General features: G+C 63.6%; 19 protein-coding genes and 1 tRNA gene. 8 read left to right on the top strand and 12 right to left on the bottom strand.

The features are described 5' to 3' along the window. Positions 1–20 precede the first annotated feature (20 nt). The 4 genes from BCY88_RS39000 to BCY88_RS38985 all read right to left on the bottom strand — a co-directional run bounded on the left by BCY88_RS39000 (position 21) and on the right by BCY88_RS38985 (position 4,593). Positions 21–1,568, bottom strand: a complete 1,548-nt coding sequence (locus BCY88_RS39000; RefSeq protein ID WP_120349395.1) for a DEAD/DEAH box helicase — start codon at positions 1,566–1,568, stop codon at positions 21–23. A gap of 234 nt (positions 1,569–1,802) precedes the next feature. Then, on the bottom strand, positions 1,803–2,423 hold the full coding sequence (gene trhA / locus BCY88_RS38995; protein ID WP_093635539.1) for a PAQR family membrane homeostasis protein TrhA: 621 nt from the start codon (positions 2,421–2,423) through the stop codon (positions 1,803–1,805). 118 nt (positions 2,424–2,541) lie between these two features. Next, positions 2,542–3,840, bottom strand: coding sequence for a c-type cytochrome (locus BCY88_RS38990; protein WP_120349394.1), 1,299 nt, complete (start codon positions 3,838–3,840; stop codon positions 2,542–2,544). 21 nt (positions 3,841–3,861) lie between these two features. Continuing rightward, positions 3,862–4,593, bottom strand: a complete 732-nt coding sequence (locus BCY88_RS38985; RefSeq protein ID WP_120349393.1) for a c-type cytochrome — start codon at positions 4,591–4,593, stop codon at positions 3,862–3,864. 372 nt (positions 4,594–4,965) lie between these two features. On the opposite strand from BCY88_RS38985, the gene copC reads away from it, so the two are divergent. Both copC and BCY88_RS38975 read left to right on the top strand, forming a co-directional pair. After that, the gene (copC, locus tag BCY88_RS38980; RefSeq protein ID WP_120349491.1) at positions 4,966–5,343 is read left to right on the top strand and encodes a copper homeostasis periplasmic binding protein CopC; all 378 of its coding nucleotides are present in this window, start codon (positions 4,966–4,968) and stop codon (positions 5,341–5,343) included. Next, positions 5,340–6,269, top strand: coding sequence for a CopD family protein (locus BCY88_RS38975; protein WP_120349392.1), 930 nt, complete (start codon positions 5,340–5,342; stop codon positions 6,267–6,269). Before copC ends, BCY88_RS38975 begins: the two co-directional genes overlap by 4 nt. A 106-nt stretch (positions 6,270–6,375) precedes the next feature. On the opposite strand, the gene BCY88_RS38970 is transcribed toward BCY88_RS38975, so the two are convergent. The 4 genes from BCY88_RS38970 to dgoD all read right to left on the bottom strand — a co-directional run bounded on the left by BCY88_RS38970 (position 6,376) and on the right by dgoD (position 9,722). Continuing rightward, the gene (locus BCY88_RS38970) at positions 6,376–6,615 is read right to left on the bottom strand and encodes a YodC family protein (protein WP_120349490.1); all 240 of its coding nucleotides are present in this window, start codon (positions 6,613–6,615) and stop codon (positions 6,376–6,378) included. A gap of 26 nt (positions 6,616–6,641) precedes the next feature. Further along, positions 6,642–6,944 (bottom strand): hypothetical protein, encoded by a 303-nt coding sequence (locus BCY88_RS38965; protein WP_120349391.1) that lies wholly within the window; start codon positions 6,942–6,944, stop codon positions 6,642–6,644. A 253-nt stretch (positions 6,945–7,197) separates the two neighbouring features. Further along, entirely contained in the window at positions 7,198–8,487 is a 1,290-nt protein-coding gene (locus BCY88_RS38960) for an MFS transporter (protein ID WP_404935766.1), read from the bottom strand. An 86-nt stretch (positions 8,488–8,573) separates the two neighbouring features. Continuing rightward, a complete protein-coding gene (gene dgoD, locus BCY88_RS38955; protein WP_074765636.1) occupies positions 8,574–9,722 on the bottom strand; it encodes a galactonate dehydratase in 1,149 nt (382 codons plus the stop codon). A 190-nt stretch (positions 9,723–9,912) separates the two neighbouring features. Between dgoD and BCY88_RS38950 the strand changes: the two genes are divergently transcribed. Beyond that, the gene (locus BCY88_RS38950; protein ID WP_183081558.1) at positions 9,913–10,620 is read left to right on the top strand and encodes a FadR/GntR family transcriptional regulator; all 708 of its coding nucleotides are present in this window, start codon (positions 9,913–9,915) and stop codon (positions 10,618–10,620) included. 44 nt (positions 10,621–10,664) lie between these two features. On the opposite strand, the gene BCY88_RS38945 is transcribed toward BCY88_RS38950, so the two are convergent. After that, positions 10,665–12,203 (bottom strand): DHA2 family efflux MFS transporter permease subunit, encoded by a 1,539-nt coding sequence (locus BCY88_RS38945; protein WP_120349389.1) that lies wholly within the window; start codon positions 12,201–12,203, stop codon positions 10,665–10,667. Between the two features lie 169 nt (positions 12,204–12,372). Between BCY88_RS38945 and BCY88_RS38940 the strand changes: the two genes are divergently transcribed. The 5 genes from BCY88_RS38940 to BCY88_RS38920 all read left to right on the top strand — a co-directional run bounded on the left by BCY88_RS38940 (position 12,373) and on the right by BCY88_RS38920 (position 18,659). Beyond that, positions 12,373–12,816: a MarR family winged helix-turn-helix transcriptional regulator gene (locus BCY88_RS38940; protein ID WP_120349488.1), complete on the top strand. Its 444-nt coding sequence runs from the start codon at positions 12,373–12,375 to the stop codon at positions 12,814–12,816. A gap of 122 nt (positions 12,817–12,938) precedes the next feature. After that, positions 12,939–13,802 (top strand): LysR substrate-binding domain-containing protein, encoded by an 864-nt coding sequence (locus BCY88_RS38935; RefSeq protein WP_120349388.1) that lies wholly within the window; start codon positions 12,939–12,941, stop codon positions 13,800–13,802. 161 nt (positions 13,803–13,963) lie between these two features. Then, on the top strand, positions 13,964–16,060 hold the full coding sequence (locus tag BCY88_RS38930) for a LamG-like jellyroll fold domain-containing protein (RefSeq protein WP_120349387.1): 2,097 nt from the start codon (positions 13,964–13,966) through the stop codon (positions 16,058–16,060). 13 nt (positions 16,061–16,073) lie between these two features. Beyond that, on the top strand, positions 16,074–16,421 hold the full coding sequence (locus tag BCY88_RS38925) for a hypothetical protein (protein ID WP_259461675.1): 348 nt from the start codon (positions 16,074–16,076) through the stop codon (positions 16,419–16,421). A 99-nt stretch (positions 16,422–16,520) separates the two neighbouring features. Continuing rightward, a complete protein-coding gene (locus BCY88_RS38920) occupies positions 16,521–18,659 on the top strand; it encodes a phosphocholine-specific phospholipase C (protein ID WP_120349386.1) in 2,139 nt (712 codons plus the stop codon). Positions 18,660–18,731: 72 nt separating this feature from the next. Here BCY88_RS38920 and BCY88_RS38915 read toward each other — a convergent pair whose 3' ends face one another. The 3 genes from BCY88_RS38915 to BCY88_RS38905 all read right to left on the bottom strand — a co-directional run bounded on the left by BCY88_RS38915 (position 18,732) and on the right by BCY88_RS38905 (position 20,982). After that, the gene (locus BCY88_RS38915; RefSeq protein WP_120349385.1) at positions 18,732–19,064 is read right to left on the bottom strand and encodes a hypothetical protein; all 333 of its coding nucleotides are present in this window, start codon (positions 19,062–19,064) and stop codon (positions 18,732–18,734) included. A gap of 96 nt (positions 19,065–19,160) precedes the next feature. After that, positions 19,161–19,237: transfer RNA gene (locus BCY88_RS38910), tRNA-Met, on the bottom strand. 86 nt (positions 19,238–19,323) lie between these two features. Further along, a complete protein-coding gene (locus tag BCY88_RS38905; RefSeq protein WP_120349384.1) occupies positions 19,324–20,982 on the bottom strand; it encodes an MFS transporter in 1,659 nt (552 codons plus the stop codon). Between the last annotated feature and the right edge of the window lie 221 nt (positions 20,983–21,203).

Genomic DNA, 21,203 nt, shown 5'->3' with positions numbered 1-21,203 from the left:
ATGCAGGCAGTGCGGGGAACTTAACGGCCGCGTTGGCCGCTGCGCGTCGGCTGGCCGCCACGCGGCGCGTCGTTGCGCGGCTTGGCGCCACCCAGCAACGCACCCGGATTGCCGCCTTGCGGCTTTGCGCCCTGCGGCTTGCGCGGCGCATGTTGGGCGGCACTGCCTTCGTGCGCCGCTGCACGCGGTTGACCGTCGTGACGCTGGCCGTCGCGGCGCGGTTGGCCACCGTTGCCGGCCGGCTTCGCACCGTGCGGCTTCGGCTGCTGCTGCCCATTTGCCGGACGCTGGCCCGAACGCTGCGCCGGTTTGGCAGACGAGGCGCCGTCGCGTTTCGGCGCACCTTGACCCTGACGCGGCGAACGGCCACCGCCGCCGCCACCACCCTGGCCACGACGCAGAATCGGCTCCGGCTTGGCAGTCGGGTCCGGTTCGAAACCGGCGATCACTTCCTGCGGCACCGGACGCTTGATCAGCTTCTCAATGTCCTTCAGCAGTTGCAGTTCGTCCACGCACACCAGCGAGATCGCTTCGCCCGTCGCGCCTGCACGGCCCGTGCGGCCGATACGGTGCACGTAGTCTTCGGGCACGTTCGGCAGATCGTAATTGACCACGTGCGGCAGTTGATCGATATCGATGCCGCGCGCCGCGATGTCGGTTGCGACCAGCACTTGCAGCGTGCCGTCCTTGAACTCGGCGAGCGCGCGAGTACGGGCCGACTGGCTCTTGTTGCCGTGAATCGCCAGCGCGCTGATGCTGTCTTTGGTCAGCTGTTCGGCGAGGCGGTTCGCGCCGTGCTTGGTGCGTGTGAACACCAGCACCTGGAACCAGTTGTGTTGCTTGATGAGGTGCGTGAGCAACTCGCGCTTCTTGTCGCGGTCGACCGGGTGAATCTTCTGCGCGACCGTCTCCGCTGTTGTGTTGCGGCGGGCGACTTCGATCAGCGCCGGGGAGTCGAGCAGGTTGTCGGCGAGTGTCTTGATCTCGTCGGAGAAAGTGGCCGAGAACAGCAGGTTCTGACGCTTCGGCGGCAACTTCGCGAGCACGCGCTTGATGTCGTGGATGAAGCCCATGTCGAGCATGCGGTCGGCTTCGTCCAGCACGAGAATCTCGAGATGCGACAGATCGATGGTCTTTTGCTGCATGTGGTCGAGCAAGCGGCCCGGCGTCGCGACGACGATGTCCACGCCGCTACGCAGCGCGCCGATTTGCGGATTGATGCCGACGCCGCCGAACATCACGGTCGACTTCAGCTTCAGATATTTGCCGTAGGCGCGCACGCTTTCTTCGACCTGTGCGGCCAGCTCGCGCGTCGGCGTGAGGATCAGCGCGCGGACGGCGCGCTTGCCCGACGCCGTGGTGACGGCCGGCATGGTGTTCAGGCGCTGCAGGATCGGCAGCGTGAAGCCGGCGGTCTTGCCAGTGCCGGTCTGCGCGCCGGCCAGCAGGTCGCCGCCGTTGAGCACGGCGGGGATCGCTTGCGTCTGGATAGGAGTCGGGGTGGTATAGCCGAGTTCGTGGACAGCGCGGACCAGCGGTTCGGACAAGCCGAGGGAATCAAAAGACATAAATGCTCTTTGCAATGCAGTTTCGCGAACGGCACCAGGTGGCACCAAATGGGCACGAGGCAGGTACAAGCTGGTACAAGCACGGCATGAACACGCCCGTATGGCGCATTCGAGGCCGAAGCCCGGTTCCGGTCGCAGAGAAATCGGCGGCACGCTCAAATGCGTGCCGAATGCTTCAACGCGCTATGCAGACACGTTGACTGGCCTTAAGTTGCATTTCGCCGCCGTGGGATGTCACGCGACGTAGCGCGCGACACTGACGAATTGACACAGACTGCCCGCCAGTACGAACAGGTGCCAGATACCATGTCCATGCCGGATGCGCTCGTCGTTGATGAAGAAGTAGATGCCGGCGCTATAGATGACCCCGCCGGCCACGAGCCAGGCGGTACCCGCTGCCGGTAAAGCTTGAACCAGCGGGCGGACGGCAACGAGCGCGAGCCATCCCATCAAGACATACAGCACCATCGAAACGCTGCGGGTGCGTCGCCCGAGCGTCAGTTCCTGCACGATGCCGAGAGCGGCAAGCCCCCAGCTTACGCCGAATAGCGACCAGCCCCATGGTCCACGCAAGGTAACAAGTGTGAACGGGGTGTAACTGCCGGCGATCAACAGGTAGATCGCCGAATGGTCGCATTTCTGCAGAACCGCTTTGACACGCGGGTTGCGCACGCTGTGGTAAAGCGTCGAGATAGCATACAGCACGAACAGCATTGCACCGTAGACACTGAAACTCACCACCTTGTACGCGTCGCCGTCGAGCGCGCCCATTGTCACGAGCGTAGCCAGCCCCGCCACCGACAGCACGGCGCCGACGAGATGGGTAATGCTGTTGAAACGCTCACCGACATGCACGACTCTTTCCTCCCGCACGGTTTCATCAGGGTTTAGCCCTACATGATACCGGTCCTGAAAAAACGAAGGGCGCGGCCGCGTGATTCGCAGGCCGCGCCCCAGGTGCGTCACACGCTGCTTAGTCGAGCGGCGCCGAACGCAGATCAGACACTTGCTGCGGCGACACAGCCGTACCGTGGTTGCCCCACGACATACGAATGTACGTCACGACGGCGGCCACTTCCGTGTTCGACAGTGCCTGTGCGAACGGCGGCATGCCATACGGATGCGGGTTGCCTGCCGTGCTCGGGGGGTAACCGCCGTTCAGCACCATACGGATCGGATTGACCGCCGACGGCATCTGGATCGACTGGTTGTTCGCGAGCGGCGGGAAGTTCGGCGGCATGCCGAGGCCGTTGTCCGCGTGGCACTTCGCGCAGTTGTCAGCGTAGATCTTCTGACCTTGCTTCAACAGTTCGCCACCGAACTTTTCCGACGTTTCGAGCTGCAGCGGTTCCGGCGCCTCGCTCTTCTGCGGAATCGTCTTCAGGTACGTGGCCATCGCGTTGATGTCTTCGTCCGACATGTACTGCAGGCTGTTGTGAACCACTTCAGCCATCGGACCAAACACCGCGCCGCGGTTCGACACACCGGTCTTCAGCAGATCGGCGATGTCTTTCTGGTCCCAGTCGCCGAGGCCGGCTTCCTTGTTCGACGTCAACGACGGTGCATACCAGTTCTGCAGCGGGATCAGGCCGCCGGCGAATGCCGCCGAGCTGACCGGGCCACCCATGGCGTTGATCGACGTGTGGCACATGCCGCAGTGACCGAGACCTTCGATCAGGTACGCGCCGCGGTTCCATTCGACCGACTTGGTCGGATCAGCTTTGTACTCGCCTTCGCGGAAGAACAGCGTGCGCCAGCCGATCAGCATGTTGCGCTGGTTGAACGGGAATTTCAGTTCGTGCGGACGGCTCGGCACGTTGACCGGCGTAACCGAGCGCAGGTACGCGTAGATCGCGTCCGAGTCGGCGCGCGTGACCTTCGTGTAGCTCGTGAACGGGAAGCCCGGGTACAGCAGGCTGCCGTCTTTCGAACGGCCGGTGTGCATGGCGCGGTAGAAGTCGTCCTGCGTCCACTTGCCGATACCGTACTGGTCGTCAGGCGTGATGTTCGGCGTGAACATCGTGCCGAACGGCGTAGCCATCGGCAGGCCGCCGGCGAACTGCTTGCCGCCGCGCACCGTGTGGCAGGCGATACAGTCGCCGGCGCGGGCGAGATACTCGCCCTTCTTGATCAGCGCGGCCTGGTCTGCGGGCGTTGCCGCCATAGCCGAGCCGTTATGCAGGTTGTCGCCGCCCGACCACAGGACGGGAACGAGTGCGGCAGCCGCAACGACGACGACTGCCGAGAGGGCGAACAAAGACTTGCGTTTCATTTGAGTGTCTCTCCCGGTGCCTTATTGCGGTTCGCTGCCGCAGGCAAGCGGAGTCTTCATCGAGCGGGCCGGAGCCGGCACGGGGTTTTGTGGGGCCGTTTGCGTGGAAAGCCAAGCTGCGACGGCGTTCACGTCGTCATCGGTCAGACGGGTGGCGATGGTGTGCATGCAATCAGGTGCGATGGCATGACGCGAGCCCGAACGCCATGCGCCCAGCTGCGCGCTGATGTAGTCCGAATGCAGGCCGACCAGACCCGGAATAGCGGGTTCCATACCGGTCAGCGCCTTGCCGTGGCAGGCCGCGCAGGCCGGAATCTGTTTGGATGCGTCGCCGTGCAGCACGATCTGCTGGCCGCGCGCGACGATAGCCGCCGACACGGTCGGCTTGGCCGGCGCCGGGTACGGCGGACGCTGCTGCGAGAAGTAGGTGGCGATCTGATGAAGGTAGTCGTCCGAGAGATACGTGACGAGGTAGTTCATGGGCGGGTACTTGCGGCGCCCTTCACGGAAGTTCTGCAGCTGGTTGTACAGATATTCGGCCGGCTTGCCCGCCAGACGCGGGAAGTAGTCGTTGTCGGTACCTTGGCCATGCGAGCCGTGACAGGCCGTGCAACCCTGCACGCGCGCTTCCATCGTATCGGGGGCCTTCGGTTGAGTCTGCGCTTTCGCAGCGCTATAGACACCCGCGGAGCCGATCAGCAGAAGGGCAAGCAACGGGCGGAAAATGCGTCTTGAAGACACGCGTAACTCCATCAAAATCGGGGACCTGACCGAACTTCGAGCGGCTCGGTGTGAAGGGCAGCCGGCGCTGCGGCGACGCAGCATTCTATCATCGAAGGGTGATGGTGACTATTTGCCACATTAGAGAAGGTTCCTGGTGTCACAGCTATGCGACAGTTTGCCGCGCGGCCGTGCCACTGCGCGGCAAGTGGGCCAGCCGTCTCGATTTTGTCCGAACGGCTGCGGGTGCGGGCGCCGCTCATCTCGATCTGGATGGCAAAACAGGTTGAACCGACGCGCGCGCCGGCCATCGAAGCGTACACTTCCGGGCGCCGGCGTCCGTCCGACACCCACGCCTGCGGCTCAACCTCCACCGTTTTACTTTCCAGAAGCTATCGGCCTTACATGAAGCTATTCAATTTTTCCCGCCCGGCGCTGCGTGCGTTGATGTCAGGCGCCGCCGCGCTGGTCGTGACGTCGACGGCTTTCGCGCATGCCCATCTGATGTCGAGCGAGCCGGCCGCGAACGCCCAGGTGGACGCGCCCACTGAAGTGACGATCCATTTCACGGAGCCGCTCGAGCCGGCTTTCAGCAAAATCGAACTGAGCGACGCGAGCGGCAAGCCCGCCGCGCCGGCTGCCTCGCAAGTCGACAAAAGTGATGCAAAGGTGATGCACCTGGCGCTGCCGCAACTGACGGCCGGCCGCTACGCAGTGCAATGGACCGCGGTTGCCACGGACGGCCACCGTACGCAAGGCAACTTCGCTTTCATCGTCAAATGAGTATGGACGGATTGTGGATCGGGCAGGTCGCCATGGCCGCGCTCATGAATGTCGCGTTTGCATTTGCCGTCGGTTCGGCGTTGCTCGGCGCGTGGCTCGCGAAAGACGCGCAGGTCAAGATCGCGCCGGCGCGGCCCGCCTGGTTGCGCGCGCAACGGTCGATGCTGACGGCCACCGTCGTGCTGGTGCTCGCGGATCTCGGCTGGCTGTTGTATCAGGCGGCGTCGATGAGCGGCGTCGCGTTGCCGTCAGCCATCGGCGTGGTGCCGACCGTGTTGACGCAAACCCATGTCGGCTATGGCTGGAGCGTGGCGTTCGCCGGCGCGCTGGTGTTGCTGGGCACGGCCATGGCCGGTCATACGGGCATGCTGCGCAATGCGCTGTTGTGGCTCGCGGTGATCGCGATCGCGGCGGGCAAGGCGTCGCTCGGGCATGCAGCCGATGCCGGGCCGCTCTCGGCGGCGATCGCCATGCAGACGCTGCATGTGCTGGTCACCAGCGTGTGGGGCGGGCTGGCAATGGCGGCGGGGCTTTCGGTATTGCCCGCGCTCGGCACGTCGACCGCCCGTGGGATGCTGATCCGCACGGCGACGCAGGTGTCGAGCGTCTCGGTGGTGGCGGTCGGACTGGTGCTGCTCACCGGCATCTTCAATGCCGTGCGCGGTTCGGGCGGCTCGTTCGAAGCGATCCAGATGAGCACGTGGGGCCACGTGCTGACGCTGAAGCTGACGCTGGTCGCGCTCGCGCTGGTGCTCGGCGGACTCAACCGCTTTCTCGCGCTGCCGCGCTTGCGCCGCACGGCCTCGACGATGGACGCGCATACCTTCGTCAATGTGCTGTATCTGGAAGCGCTGGCGATGATCGGCGTGTTCGTCGCCGCGGCCGCGTTGTCGCACAGCGTGCCGGCATTCGCCGCGTTGGGCTGAGAGCAAAAAAAAGCGCCGCACGGAAACTGTGTGCGGCGCAATACACACGGTCGCCCGGCGGTGGCCGGCTGATCCGTTACTGCCCTGGTGCTGTCCTACCGCCCTTTCAGGCAGTGAGCGCGTTGTCCGCCCGTTCCAGCGTCTCTTCCGGAAACATCTCCTGCTGCAGTTCGCCGTCGTCGCCGAACCACTGGCAGATCAGCCAGTTGCCCGGCGCGAACAGCACCGGCCCGGTCCAGGTGGCCGTCATTGGGCGTCCACCGGACTTGAGCGTCAGGACGTCACCAGTGCGGTAGAGGGGGCTCGCGGGTTTCGTGGACCTTGCAGATCGCTTTCCCAGTCGCATGGTGAGCATCCGTTCGATCAGCACGATTATTCGAGGCCGAGCCGATGTCCAACAATTGGCGCGCAGAAGAGTGCGATCGCGCAGCCCGCGGCCTTGCCTTCCAGTTCAGCGCCTGCGGCACGCGAGCCGTACATATGCGTCAGCAGATCGAAGAGCTGCGGCAGGCAGTACAGCACCGCGGCGGCGATAAAGCATTTTTCGACCACGGAAATGCGCCAGCCGCGTTCGTAGGCGAGCATCGCGCCGATGATGCGAAGCACGCCGAACACCACCAGCGCGCCGACGGCGGCCTGTTCTCGGATCAGATAGTCTGGAAGGAATTCGCCCATGATGTTCCCCGCTGCATGTGTTGTTTGAACACATTTGAGCAAGGAGCGGGCCATGTGTATGTCCGGTGCCGGACATATGGCGGCAAAGCCTTTCTGGATAAGGCTTTGCGCAATGCGGGGAAACGGCCCGGAGAGGCTGGGAAGTGCGGTTTCAAGCCGTTGCGGTCCGTGATGTTACGTAACTGCGACGGCCCGCGCGTCACGCCGCCGTAACGCGCGGGCGAGGCGCCGGGAAAGCGCTTTGAAAGGCGGGCTAGCGGATCCGTTCGATTCGCCCAACGAGGAACAGATAAGACAGCGCGCCGAGCAGGCCGACGGCGCTCATGAACACCAGCGCGGGTTTGAAGTCGTCGTTTCGGACGATGAGGCCGATCACGATCGGCACGCAGATCGACGACAGATTGCCCATCAGGTTGAACACGCCGCCGGTGAGGCCGAGCAACTCCTTCTTCGCCATCGACGACACCAGCACCCACGTAATCGACGAAAAGCCGCTGCCGAAGAAGGCGATCGCCATGAAGAGGATCACCATGGCAGGCGTCTCGACATAGTTTGCGCCGACGATCGCCGTTGACAACAGCAAGCCGGTCACGATCGGCACCTTGCGCGCGACGGTGACCGACACGCCACGCTTGACCATCCAGTCCGACAGCAGCCCCGAACTCAGAATGCCGACGAACGCGGCGAGAAACGGCACGGCCGCCATGAAGCCGGCCTTCAGGAAATCCATGTGCCGGTATTTGACGAGGTAGGTGGGAAACCACGTCAGGAAAAACCACAGCGTCGAGGTCACCGCGATCTGGCCGATATACACGCCCCACAGCTTGCGGTTGCCGAGAACCGCGCGCCAGTCGGCGGCCGTGTAGCGTGCGCGGGCGCGGCGCGCGTCGCCCAGTTCGACAAGGCCGCCGCCGGCGCGGATCGCTTCGAGTTCGGCTTCATTCACGTCCGAGGCTTCGGCCGGCTCGCGATACAGGGCATACCAGACGCCACCCCACACGACCCCGAGCGCGCCGGTCAGAAAAAATACGCCCTGCCAGCCGAAATGCGCCTGCGTGAGAACGAGCGCGGGTGTGAGAAACGCGAGCCCGACATATTGACCGGACGTGTACGTGGCAATCGCGCGAGCTCGTTCGCTGTCGGGAAACCAGGTGGTGACGACGCGATTCAACGTCGGATAGGCCGGCGCCTCCAGCGCGCCGAGCAGCACGCGCAGCGACAGCAGGATCGCGAAGGTGCCGGCGAAGCCTTGCAGAATCGTCGCCAGCGACCACAGCCCGATGACGAGCGCCAGCAGCAGCCGCGGCCGCGTGCGGTCGACCAGGATGCCGCCGGGAATCTGCAGCAAGGCGTACGACCAGCCGAATGCGGAAAACACCAGACCCATATGGGCCGGATCGAGTTGCAGGTCGCGGGCGATCGCGGTTGCCGCGATCGACAGATTGCTGCGATCGAGATAGGTGATGACGACGGTGACGAACAGCATTGCAAGCAAACGGTGGCGCTTGCCGGTGGCTTGCGTTCGAAGGTGAGTTGTCTCCACTGAGGGGGTCCTCTTGCTGGTTTTTCTGCAGGTGCGGCGGGCGAGCCAAAGAAAACGCCGCCCGCAGGCGGCGTTCAACTACGCCATCACCATTCCGCGACGCTGCCATCCTCGTGGCGCCATACCGGATTGCGCCAGCGGTGGCCAACCTTCGCCATCTCGCGCACTTTCTCTTCGTTCACTTCGATACCGAGGCCCGGGCCTTGCGGAATCGACACGAAGCCGTCTTCGTATTTGAAGACTTCGGGGTTCTTGATGTAGTCGAGCAGGTCGTTGCCCTGGTTGTAGTGAATGCCCAGGCTCTGTTCCTGGATGAACGCGTTGTAGCTCACCGCGTCGATCTGCAGACAGGTAGCCAAAGCGATCGGACCGAGCGGGCAGTGCAGCGCGAGCGCGACGTCGTACGCCTCGGCCATCGACGCGATCTTGCGGCACTCGGTAATCCCGCCCGCGTGCGACGCGTCCGGCTGAATGATGTCGACGTAGCCGCCCGACAGGATGTGCTTGAAGTCCCAGCGCGAATACAGGCGCTCGCCCAAAGCGATCGGCGTGTTGGTCTGATTGACGATGTCGCGCAAGGCTTCCGCGTTTTCCGACAGTACCGGCTCTTCGATGAAGAGCAGCTTGTACGGGTCGAGTTCCTTGGCCAGCACCTTCGCCATGGGCTTATGCACGCGGCCGTGGAAGTCCACGCCGATGCCGATGTTCGGCCCAACCGCTTCGCGCACGGCGGCGACGTTGTTGATGACGCCTTGCACCTTGTCGAAGGTGTCGATGATCTGCAACTCTTCCGAGCCGTTCATCTTCACCGCCTTGAAGCCGCGTTCGACCACGGCGCGCGCGTTGTTCGCGACGTCGCTCGGACGGTCGCCGCCGATCCACGAATAGACCTTGATCTTGTCGCGCACCTGGCCGCCCAGCAGCGCGTGAATCGGCACGCCATGATGCTTGCCCTTGATGTCCCACAGCGCCTGGTCGACGCCGGCGATCGCGCTCATCGTGATCGGACCGCCGCGGTAGAAGCCCGCGCGATACATCACCTGCCAGTGGTCTTCGATCAGGAGCGGGTCTTTGCCGATCAGATAGTCGGACAGCTCCTCGACGGCAGCCGCCACCGTATGCGCGCGGCCTTCGACCACGGGTTCGCCCCAGCCGACGATGCCTTCGTCCGTCTCGATCTTCAGGAAGCACCAGCGCGGCGGAACGATGAAGGTTTCGAGCTTGGTGATTTTCATGGTGTGCGTCTCCTTGCGGCCTGGGCGTCTGCGTATGCGGACAATTTCGAGGATTCACATGCTACAACAAAAGCATGTTTAAGTACTATTAATAGTACTATTGGCCAAATATTGGCAATATACCGAAGGAGAGGCTGGCTGGCCGGGATGCCGGATAATCGCGGTCGTTCTGGGCTCAGGCCCGATATCAATAGCGCCGAAAGGCTGCGGGGAGAAAGCTATTCAGCACGATCTGCATGGGCGTGTCGCCCATCTGCTGGCGACCGCGATATTGCGTGGCGACTATGCGCCCGACTCGATCCTGCCGCGCGAGGCCGAGTTAATGGACACCTTCGGCGTGAGCCGGACGGTGTTGCGCGAGGCGCTGCGCACGCTGACGTCGAAAGGGCTGATCGAGTCGCGTCCGCGGGTGGGCACGCGGGTGCGGCCGAAACACGCGTGGAATCTGCTCGATGCCGATGTGCTCGACTGGTATTCGCGCGTCGCCGAGCCGATGGCCTTCGCGCTCAAGCTGCAGGAAATGCGCGAGATGATCGAGCCGTACGCGGCGAGTCTCGCGGCGGCTTCGCATACGGGTGACACCTTTGGCGCGCTGACCGCCGCGCATGCGTCGATGGTCGCGGCGCGTAACGTCGACGAATGGGTCCGTGCCGATCTGCAGTTTCATCTGAGCGTGTTGAGCGCATGCAGCAACGAATTACTGATTCCGCTCGGCACGCTGATCGAGCGCACGCTCGAAGCGCAGCTACGTCTGAATGCAAAACGCGCGGACGTGTTCAACGCGTCGCTGGCCGAACACACGGCGGTGTTCGAAGCGATTCGCGACCGTGATGCGACGGCCGCGCGAGCGGCGATGGCGGGATTGCTGGGCGTGACGCGCGGAAGAATCGAAGGGTGAGTGCGCTGCTTCGGCATTGCTTAGGCCTGCTGCGAGGCCCGCGCTCAATCCATCGCCGCATGCGCAACTGAAGCATCCGGCGCCTGGCGCGCCGGCCGGATCAACAGCAGTAGCGGAATGACCAGCAGCGTGGCCATGAACATCAGTTTGAAGTCGTTCAGATAGGCGATCATCGACGCTTGCTGCGTAATCGACGCATTCAACACCGCCAGGTCGTAGTTCGAACCGCTGTTGAGCATCGGCTGGATCGCCGGATTGAACGGCGTGATATTCGCGGCGAGGTCCGCGTGCGAGACCTGTGTGTTGCGCGTCATCAGCGTCTGCACAATCGAAATACCGATACTGCTGCCGATATTGCGCATCAGGCTGTACGTCGCGGTGCCGTCCGCGCGCAGTTCGGGTGTCAGCGTCGAGAAGGTCAGCGCGCTCAGCGGCACGAACACGAGACCGAGGCCAAAACCCTGGATCACGCCAGGCCAGACGATGTCCGAGGCCGATAGCACGATCGTGTAATGCATCATCTGCCAGAGCGCGAACGCGGAGATCAGGAAGCCCGCGAGCAGCAACAGCCGCGCATCGATCCGTTTCAGCAGCCGCCCGGCGAACAGCATGGCGACCATGGTGCCCGCGCCGCTCGGCGCTGTGACGAGACCCGTGGTCGCGACCGGGTAGTTCATGAGGTTCTGCAGCATCGGCGGCAGCAACGCGCGCGTCGCGTACATCACCGCGCCGATCACGAAGATAAAGAACGTGCCGGTCGCGAAGTTCGGGTCCTTCAATAGCTCGTACTTGAAGAAGGATTTCTTGCCCACCGTCGCCGTATGCACGAGGAAGAAGGCGAAGCTGATCGCCGCGACCAGCGCCTCGATGACGATCTCGTGCGAGCCGAACCAGTCGAGCTGCTCGCCGCGGTCGAGCATTGCCTGCAGCCCGCCGATGGCCAGACCCAGGGTGGCAAAGCCGAACGCGTCGAACTTCGCGTCGTGCTTCGGTTCACGCGCGGGCAGGAAAGTGGCCACGCCGAACAGCGCGAACGCGCCAATCGGCACGTTGATGAAAAACACCCAGCGCCAGTTGTAGCTATCGGTGAGCCAGCCGCCGAGCGTGGGCCCGAGAATCGGTCCGACCATCACGCCCATGCCCCACACCGCCATCGCCTGGCCCTGCTTTTCGCGTGGATTGATGTCGAGCAGAATCGACTGCGACAGCGGCACCAGCGAGGCCCCGAAAATCCCCTGCAGCAAGCGCGCCGCGACGATCTGCGTCAGCGATTCCGATAACCCGCACAGCGCCGAGGCCACCGTGAAGCCGCCGATTGCGAACAGCAGCAACCGCTTGACGCTCAGCCGGTCGGACAGCCAGCCCGTCAACGGCGTGGCGATCGCCGCCGCGACGATATACGAAGTCAGCACCCATGTGATCTCATCCTGCGACGCGGACAGCGTGCCCTGCATGTGCGGCAGCGCGACGTTGGCGATCGTGCTGTCGAGCGTCTGGATCAGCGTCGCGAGCATGATCGAGACCGTGATCATCGGCCGGTTGAGCGGTGCGGCGGCGCTCGTCGGCGTGGAATCGGAGGGCATGGGGGAGGGAGGTCTTCGATATAGTAAGCATGCTTAGTATATCGGCCGCGAACCCGGGCGCCCACCAGGAATTATGCGGAGCCTGAATTGCGCCCGTTGCGTTCCCCTTGCGTACGCATTCGGCACGCATTTCGATGATGACAAACGAAAGCCTTCGTATAATCCGCCCATGACCATCCAACTCGAAGAACGCTTCGGCTTTCTGATTTCCGACGTCGGACGCCTGACAGGCAAGCGTTTCGACGACCTCGCGAAGTCATCGGTCGATCTGACACGCGCGCAGTGCCGCGTGCTGGCCAACCTCGCCCACTATGGCGACGTCAACCAGGCGCGGCTCGCCGACCTGCTCGAAGTCGCGCCGATTTCGGCGGGACGCCTGCTGGACCGTATGGAAGAGGGCGGCTGGATCGAGCGCACCGCCAATCCCCAGGATCGCCGCGAGCGTCAGGTGCGGATGACACCGAAGGCCGAGCGCACGCTCGGCAAGGCCCGCAAGGTGGGCGACAAAGTCGCGCTCGAAGCACTGAACGGTTTTAGCGACGAAGAAGCGAAGCAGCTCATCGCGCTGCTGCAGCGAGTGCGCGGCAACCTCAGCAGCCTCGTGGACCGCTGACCTCACGCGTAGGCTGCCGCGCCGGCGCGGTGGCGCTTGCAATTCATTACAAAATCAAAAGCTGTTCGTAACGCCATTGTCACATCGCGGTAATACGTTGGAAGCTTTGCCTTTGGCCTTCCATGCTTGCTCCGCTACTGGTTGCCTTTTATGAAACCGTCCGGCAGGGCAGTGTCACCGCCGCCGCAAAGCGGCTCGAAGTCAGTCAACCGACCATCACGGCACGCATCCAGCAACTGGAAAAGCAATACGGCGTCGAGCTATTTCACCGGCGCGGCAGCCGTTTCGACCTGACCGACGCCGGTGCTGCGTTGATGCCGCTGATCGATCGCATGCAGCAAACCGAGAGCGATATCGATTTCACGCTGCGCAACGAGCGCGAACTGGCCGCCGGCAACTTGCGGGTCGGCGCGACCGGGCCGTACTACATTCTGCCGGCCATCGCGGCGTTTCATCGGCAGTATCCGGCGGTCAAGATCTGTGTCGAGATCGGCAACTCGCAGCAGATTCTCGATGCGTTGCTCGATTTTCGCGTCGATTTGGCGGTGTCGTCGCAACGGGTCGACGATCCACGTTTCGCACGCCGTACGATTGCCGACGACCCGCTCGTCGTCGTCGCACATTGCCGGCATCCGCTGGCCGCGCAGAAAGTGGTCAAACTCGCCGACGTCGCCGCGCATACGCTGCTGCTGCGCGAACCCGGTTCGCGGACCCGCGAGGCCACCGAAACCGCGCTCAAACGTCTTGGTGTGGTGCCGGCCAAGCTGATCGAAATCGGCAGTCGCGAGGCGATCTACGAAGCGATTCGCCACAACATGGGCTGCACGCTGATGCCGCTTGGCGAAGCGCCGGCGCACCCCGATCTGCGACAACTGCCGTTGGATGCCGACGCACCGGTCCTGCAGGAATATCTGTATTACCTCGAAGCGCGGGCCGGTTCGCGTCTCATCACCGCCTTCATGGCGAACGTCGGCATGCCCGCATAACGGTCTCTAAACGACGGCCTCCAAATAACGGCCTCTAAAAAATGCTGATGCCGGTATCGGCCAGCTTGCGCAAAACGACATAGCCGCGTCGCCCGCGTTCCCTATCGTTGCAACGACTCGCCGGATGGTCCGGCGCATATCGGCATCGAGAGGGGACATACATGAGACGGCACACCGTCGTGCAATTCGCATGCGGCCTGGCGCTGCTCGGCGCGCTGGGCGCAACGGCTGCGCTGAGTGGCTGCGGCGGCACATCGCAAACCGGCGCCAGCAGTTCCGGCAACGGCGCGGGCAACACGCAAGCCAGCGCGGGTACGCCGGCTACGCCTGGCGCGCCGGCAGCGAAAAAGATGCTGCTCGTTGAACTCGACGGCGTGACGTATAGCGCGCTGAGCGCGGGTATCGCCGGCGGCAAACTGCCCAATCTGGCGAAGCTGACCGTGGCGCCCGCATATAGCGGCGGCGTGAACGGCACGCTGTCGCAGCAACCGAATCTCGATACCCCGGGCTGGGCGACTGTTCTGACCGGCACCTGGGCCGACCGTCACCAGATCAATTCCGACGCGCCCAACCAGGCCTCGCACAGCAGCACCGTATTCCAGATGCTCAAGACCGCGGGCGCCGGCACGGTGGGCGCAGCCGTCGATTCGAGCGGTCTCGCGGCCTTGCTGACGCCGGATCAGAATGCTGGCAATCTCGATACGCTGGTGAACTGCGCATCGGTCGACGCTTGCGTCACGCAGAACAGCGTGAACCTGATCGACAACGGCTACTCGCTGGTGTTCGCGCAGTATCACTCCGCGCAGGACGCCGCGCTGAACGACGGCTTGTCGTCAGCGAACTATGCAAGCACGCTGGGGCAACTGGATGCCGCGCTCGGCACGCTCGTTGCCGAAACCGCGAAACGCAGCAACGAGAACTGGCTCGTCGTCGTGACCAGCAGTCACGGTCTGAACGCGGCCGGCGGCACCGACGGCTTGCCGTTGCCGCCTGAATCGACCAGCTTCATCGCGCTGAACCAGGCGCCGAATGCGCGCCTCGGCAACACCACGGCGCCGACCACGATGGCCGCGCTTTACACGCGCGCGAGCATCGCGGACATCACGCCGACGCTGCTCGCCTACAAGGGCCTGCTGCCCGATCCCACCACCTATGCGCTCGACGGCGGCCAGTTCGTCGGCGCCACGCCCGTATCGCAACTGCTCGGCACCACCGGCAGCGACAACGCCAGCCTCGTCCTCACGTGGAGCGCGCCTGCTACCGGTGCGATCAGCGTGCTGCGCAACGGCACCTTGATCGCGAGTCTGCCCGCGGGCACCGCGACCTATACCGACAGCCAGCTCGGCCTGACGGCGACCGGCGTCTATCCGTTCAACTACACGGTGGTGGCCGGCAGCGCGCCGCTCGCGACGATCACCCAGGTCGTGTACGTGCAACCGCCGCCGCCTCCGCCCCCGCCGCCGCCGCTCGCAACCACGCTGACCAACGGCCTCTCCAGCTACTACCCGTTCGGCGCGCTGCCGCCAGTCGATCGCCTGAGCGCCAGCACGATGGGACCGTGGGCCGCGGACGCCGACGGCGGCTCGCTGGTCGCCGATCCGTTCGGCGGCAAGGGCTTGCAGATCGACACGCATACGGTCGACAGCAATGGTTTCGATGGCTACAAGCTCACGCAGACCAACGACGTCACGACCCACGCGCAATTCACCATCGGTTTCTGGTTCTACACCTCGTGCGCGAATCTCACGGGCAACGGCACGCCGGTGTTCTCCAACAAAAACTATTACTCGGGCGGCAATCCCGGCATCGCCATCGGCCTGTTTCCCGGGTCGAGCGCGAGCTGCAACATCCGCTTCAATCTCGGCGACGGCAGCACGCGCAACGACGTCAACAGCCTGAACGTCAGCGCCAACAAGTGGACCTATCTTGCGCTGACGATCGATACCGCCGCGAAGAAGATCAACGCTTACGTCTTCGATCCGGTGCTTGGCGAGCAGAAAGTGCTGGGCCAATCGTTGAGCGTCAACATCGCCAAGCTGCCGGGACTCGGCGTGTTCGGTCTGAACGAAGACGGCACCGGCCGCTACTACATGAACGCCTGTAACTACACGCCGCCGTACACCGTCGGCAAGTGCGCCGCGACGCCGCCGGACGTGCAGGCGTTCAGCGACCTCGCGCTGTGGACCCGTGTCGTCACCGAAACCGAATTGCAGTCGATCTTCGGTTCGGGCCAGCCGCTGTCCACGCTTACCCACTGACCGGAGTCCAGCGATGAATCCAACGGCTTCCTTTTCGAAAACGCTCGGGACGAATGCGGCGTTTGACGCGCGCGAGGCGCATCAAACGCAACCCAGCAACCGCCGGGGACCGGTGCGCGTCCTGCTGACGGCTGCCGCCCTCTGTGCGCTGTGCGCATCGATGGCCGGCTGCGGCGACGGTTCGAGCAGCAACGCGAGCAACGGCGGCTCCAGCAGCGCCGCGAACAACGCTGCGGCCGGCGCGGGCGGCGCAAGCGCGCCGGTGCCGATCGTCGCGGCGCCGGCTTCCGGTGCGTGCGCCGCATCGGGCGCTAGCGCCGCGCAGCCCTTGCAGAACACGCAACTCGTCTGCGCGCCCTGACGTGCTGTTTGCCGCGTGCGCTTTGCCGTCTGACCGCCGAGCCATTGGTTGCGGCGGCCCGGCAAGCGCACAGATTCTGACGACCCCAACACGCCCAACATGACCTCATTGGACCGCCGTACCTTCTTGCGCAGCGCCGCGGGCGCTGCCGCGCTCGGCCTGTTTCCGCCCGCGATCCGCCGCGCGCTTGCGATTCCCGCGAACAACACGACCGGCACCATCAACGACGTCCAGCACGTCGTCATCTTCATGCAGGAGAACCGCTCGTTCGATCACTACTTCGGCACGCTGCCGGGTGTGCGCGGCTTTAGCGACCGCTTCACGATTCCGCAGCCGGGCGGCACGACGGTGTTCCAGCAAAACGACGGCACGCGCACCGTGCTGCCGTTTTACCTCGACAGCACCAAGGGCAACGCGCTGCTGGCCGGTGGCCCGCATTCGTGGAGCGACGCGCATCAGGCGTGGGACAACGGCCGCATGACGCAGTGGCCGAAGGCGAAGGGCGACGTGTCGATGGGCTATCTGAAGCAGGCCGATCTGCCGTTTCATGTCGCGCTGGCGAACGCCTTCACGATCTGCGACGCCTATCACTGCTCGCTGCATGGCGGCACCAACTCGAACCGCATCTTCCTGTGGACCGGCACCAACGGCGCGAGCGCGGGCTCTAACCCGGTCGTCAACAACGACGGCTGGGACGGTCTTGGCGCGTCGGCGACCGGTCTCACATGGACGACCTATCCGGAGCGTCTGCAGGCCGCGGGCGTGAGCTGGAAGGTCTACCAGAACATGCCGGACAACTACACGGACAACTCGCTCGCCGGCTTTGCGACCTACCGCAAGGTCAACGAGACGCTGCCGGGTTCGCCGTTGTTGCCGTACACGCAGTCGCTGGAAGCCGTCGCGCCGTTGTACAAGGGCATCGGCAATACGATGCCCGACGGCGGCTTCCTGCAGGCGTTGAAAGATGACATCGCGGCCGGGCAGATGCCGCAGGTGAGCTGGATCGTGTCGCCGCAGGCCTACTGCGAGCACCCGGGCGCGTCGACGCCGGGGCAGGGCGGCTACTACCTGCAACTGCTGCTCGATACGCTGACGGCCAACCCGGACGTGTGGAGCAAGACCGTGCTGTTCGTCAATTACGACGAGAACGATTGCTTCTTCGATCACATGCCGCCGCCTGATGCGCCGAGCAAGAATGCCGACGGGACCTTCGCTGGCAAATCGACTGTCAATGCGCAGTACGAATATTTTACGAAGGCCAACCCGCCCGGCGATTCGTCGCCGATCGTGCCGGACGGAAATTGCTTCGGACCGGGCCCGCGTGTGCCGATGTTCGTCGTGTCGCCGTGGAGCACCGGTGGCTGGGTGAATTCGCAGGTGTTCGACCATACCTCGGTGCTGCGTTTTCTGGAGCAGCGTTTCGGCGTGATCGAAACCAACATCAGCGCGTGGCGGCGCGCGGTGTGTGGCGATCTCACGTCGGCATTCAACTTTCGCAATCCGAACGATGCGCCGGTGGCGGCGCTGCCCGCGCCGACCAAGGCCCAGGCCGATGCGCAGCACACGCAGCAGAGCGCCTTGGGCGCGGTGCCGGTCCCGCCGGCGGCGAGTCAGCAGATGCCGCAACAGGCGCTGATGTCGCGGCCCTCGCGCGCGTTGCCGTACCTGCTGCATGTGAGCGCCAACGCCGACGTGCAGGACGGCCTGATCTGGCTGATTTTCAGCAACACCGGCACGGCGGGGGCGGTGTTCCATGTGTACGACCAGTTGCATCTCGACCGGCCGCCGCGCCGCTATACCGTGGAAGCCGGCAAGGAGCTATCGGATTCGTGGGCCGCGCTCGCCGACGATCAGGGTAACTACAGCCTGTGGGTGCTCGGGCCGAACGGCTTTCATCGATCGTTCCAGGGCAGCGTCGCGACGGTCGCGAGCGGGCCGAATCCGGAGGTACGGGTCTGTTACGACGTCGTCAACAACGCGGTCTATCTGACGATCATGAACACGGGTAACGCGACGGCCAACGTGACCGTGACCTCGAACGCGTATCGCAGCGATGGCCCGTGGACCTACGCGGTGCCCGCGGGAATGCAGGTCGAGCCGTACTGGGCAGTGAACGCTGTGGGCGGCTGGTACGACTTCACGCTGGCCGCTGCGGGCGGTTTCACGCGGCGTTTTGCGGGCCGCGTCGAAACCGGCAAGGACAGCGTCAGCGATCCCGCGATGGGTGTGTCGAGTTAGGGCAATAGCAGTGTCGCGCTGAATGCGCGAGGAGTGGCCTTGGAGGGAGTCGGCTTCGGCTGACTCCTTTTTTTATGGCTGTCTGGTTTCGGAGGCCGCAGTTGTACCGGATGGCTGGACCAGTTCGAAGCAGGCCGGTGCCTTCGTTTTCGCGTCTGGTTGCTGCGGGTCGATGCATTTGAAGGCGCTCTGATCGCGCTGAACGAAAATCGTATCGGCCGAGCCGCCGTTGACATAGGCGCCGTTCACCACGGCGGCGATTTTGTAGCCATCCTGCAGCAACGCCGACAGCGTGATTGGACTGGCGCGCCACTGATTGCCGGGCGGCGTTTGGGCGTTGGCGGTGAGCGGTGCGGCGGCGAGAAGCGCGACGCTTGTGGCAAGCACGGCGGTGCGGAACGTCATCAAGAAACCTCCTTGAAGTTGCTGTTTGGAAGACCGGACGGAAGACCAAAACAAAAAAGCCGCTGATCTTGTGGATCAGCGGCTTTTTCTTGCAACTGGTGGCGAATCAGGGACTCGAACCCCGGACCTGCGGATTATGATTCCGTCGCTCTAACCAACTGAGCTAATTCGCCGAAAGAAGCGAGATTATGAGGATAGGGCCGGGGGCTGTCAACCCCCATCGTGCAACTTTTTTAAATCGCCCCTTCCGTCAGGCGTTTCAGTCCTTCGCGTAGATATCCGAGTCCTTGGTTTCCTTGACGAACAGCAAGCCGATCACAAGCGTGATGAGCGCCACCACAATCGGATACCACAGCCCCGAGTAGATGTTGCCCTTGGCCGCCACGATCGCGAAGGCGGTCGCCGGCAGGAAGCCGCCGAACCAGCCATTGCCGATGTGATACGGCAGCGACATCGAGGTATAGCGGATGCGCGTTGGGAACATCTCCACCAGCATCGCCGCAATCGGCCCGTAGACCATCGTCACGTAGATCATCATGATCGTCAAGATCACCACGCTCATCGGCCAGTTGATCTGCGACGGATCGGCCTTCGGCGGATAGCCTGCGGTCTTCAGCGTGGTCGCGAGCGTCTTGTCGAACGCCTTGCCTTGATCCTTGGCGTCGGCGGCCTTGCCGTCATACGTGTTGATGACCGTATCGCCAACCTTGATCTCCGCGAGCGTCCCCGCCGGCGCTGCGACGTTCTCGTAGTTCAAGCCGGCTTTCGAGAGCGCGCTCTTGGCGATGTCGCAGGAACTCGTGAACTTTGCCGTACCGACCGGATTGAACTGGAACGAGCACTCGTCCGGGTTCGCGATCACGACGATCGGCGACTTCGCGGTAGCCGCTTCGAGTGCCGGGTTGGTGTAGTGAGTCAACGCCTTGAACAGCGGGAAGTACGTGCAGGCGGCAATCAGCAGGCCGGCCATGATGATCGGCTTGCGGCCGATGCGGTCCGACAGCGAGCCGAAGAACAGGAAGAACGGCGTGCCGATCAGGAGCGCGATCGCGATCAGGATGTTGGCCGTTGCGCCATCCACCTTCAACGTCTGCGTCAGGAAGAACAGCGTGTAGAACTGACCCGTGTACCAGACCACGGCCTGGCCGGCGGTCAGGCCGATCAGCGCGAGGATCACGATCTTCAGGTTCTTCCACTGGCCGAATGCTTCGGTCAGCGGCGCCTTCGAGGTCTTGCCTTCAGCCTTGATGCGCGCGAACACCGGCGATTCGTTCAGTTGCAGGCGAATCCACACCGACACGCCGAGCAGGATGATCGACGCGAGGAACGGAATACGCCAGCCCCAGGCGCCGAACGCGTCTTCGCCCATGGCCGTGCGCACGCCGAGAATCACCAGCAGCGAGAGGAACAGGCCAAGTGTGGCGGTGGTCTGGATCCACGCGGTGTAGAAACCGCGGCGTCCCGGCGGCGCATGTTCCGCGACGTAGGTTGCCGCACCGCCGTATTCGCCGCCGAGCGCAAGACCTTGCAGCATGCGCATGACGATGAAGATCACCGGCGACGCGATGCCGAGCGATGCATAGCCGGGCAGGAAGCCGACCAGGAAGGTCGACAGCCCCATGATCACGATCGTGACGAGGAACGTGTATTTGCGCCCGACCAGATCGCCGAGCCGCCCGAACACGATTGCGCCGAACGGCCGCACGGCGAAGCCGGCAGCAAAGCTGAGGAGCGTGAAGATGAAGGCGGCAGTCGGATTGACGCCGGAGAAGAAGCTCTTGCTGATGTAGAGCGCAAGTGAGCCGGCCAGATAGAAGTCGTACCACTCGAAAACCGTACCCAGCGACGATGCGAAGATCACCCGCTTCTCTTCGTGCGTCATCGGCGCCTGGGAGAGTTGCCCGCCAACGGTAGCCATATGTCGTCTCCAATATTGATATGTACACGTGGTCCGCCGGCAAAGGCGTTCCCGTGGAACCGATTATTGGAGTGGAAACTTACGGTGTACTGACGTGGAAGGGTCAAATGCCGGCGTTGGGTATATGTGGGAAAATCCTGTCAAAACTCGGTAACTACGAGCTAAGTTCGCGCAAAATTCAATAACAGCATCTCAATATGGCGGCGCTCGTTGCCGGTGTT

Origin of the sequence: Paraburkholderia fungorum (assembly GCF_003610895.1) — a bacterium.
Lineage (GTDB): Bacteria > Pseudomonadota > Gammaproteobacteria > Burkholderiales > Burkholderiaceae > Paraburkholderia > Paraburkholderia fungorum_B.
Note: the sequence above shows the minus strand (reverse complement) of the source record. Positions and strands in the feature narration are given on the sequence as shown.

Bases quoted from the DNA above. Each gene is read 5' to 3' on its own strand.
- dgoD (WP_074765636.1), bottom strand. From the start codon at position 9,722: ATGAAAATCACCAAGCTCGAAACCTTCATCGTTCCGCCGCGCTGGTGC.
- BCY88_RS38940 (WP_120349488.1), top strand. From the start codon at position 12,373: ATGACCATCCAACTCGAAGAACGCTTCGGCTTTCTGATTTCCGACGTC.
- BCY88_RS38930 (WP_120349387.1), top strand. From the start codon at position 13,964: ATGAGACGGCACACCGTCGTGCAATTCGCATGCGGCCTGGCGCTGCTC.
- copC (WP_120349491.1), top strand. From the start codon at position 4,966: ATGAAGCTATTCAATTTTTCCCGCCCGGCGCTGCGTGCGTTGATGTCA.
- BCY88_RS38990 (WP_120349394.1), bottom strand. From the start codon at position 3,840: ATGAAACGCAAGTCTTTGTTCGCCCTCTCGGCAGTCGTCGTCGTTGCG.
- BCY88_RS38970 (WP_120349490.1), bottom strand. From the start codon at position 6,615: ATGCGACTGGGAAAGCGATCTGCAAGGTCCACGAAACCCGCGAGCCCC.
- BCY88_RS38975 (WP_120349392.1), top strand. From the start codon at position 5,340: ATGAGTATGGACGGATTGTGGATCGGGCAGGTCGCCATGGCCGCGCTC.
- BCY88_RS38915 (WP_120349385.1), bottom strand. From the start codon at position 19,064: ATGACGTTCCGCACCGCCGTGCTTGCCACAAGCGTCGCGCTTCTCGCC.
- BCY88_RS38905 (WP_120349384.1), bottom strand. From the start codon at position 20,982: ATGGCTACCGTTGGCGGGCAACTCTCCCAGGCGCCGATGACGCACGAA.
- BCY88_RS39000 (WP_120349395.1), bottom strand. From the start codon at position 1,568: ATGTCTTTTGATTCCCTCGGCTTGTCCGAACCGCTGGTCCGCGCTGTC.
- BCY88_RS38965 (WP_120349391.1), bottom strand. From the start codon at position 6,944: ATGGGCGAATTCCTTCCAGACTATCTGATCCGAGAACAGGCCGCCGTC.
- BCY88_RS38925 (WP_259461675.1), top strand. From the start codon at position 16,074: ATGAATCCAACGGCTTCCTTTTCGAAAACGCTCGGGACGAATGCGGCG.
- BCY88_RS38985 (WP_120349393.1), bottom strand. From the start codon at position 4,593: ATGGAGTTACGCGTGTCTTCAAGACGCATTTTCCGCCCGTTGCTTGCC.
- BCY88_RS38935 (WP_120349388.1), top strand. From the start codon at position 12,939: ATGCTTGCTCCGCTACTGGTTGCCTTTTATGAAACCGTCCGGCAGGGC.
- BCY88_RS38945 (WP_120349389.1), bottom strand. From the start codon at position 12,203: ATGCCCTCCGATTCCACGCCGACGAGCGCCGCCGCACCGCTCAACCGG.
- BCY88_RS38920 (WP_120349386.1), top strand. From the start codon at position 16,521: ATGACCTCATTGGACCGCCGTACCTTCTTGCGCAGCGCCGCGGGCGCT.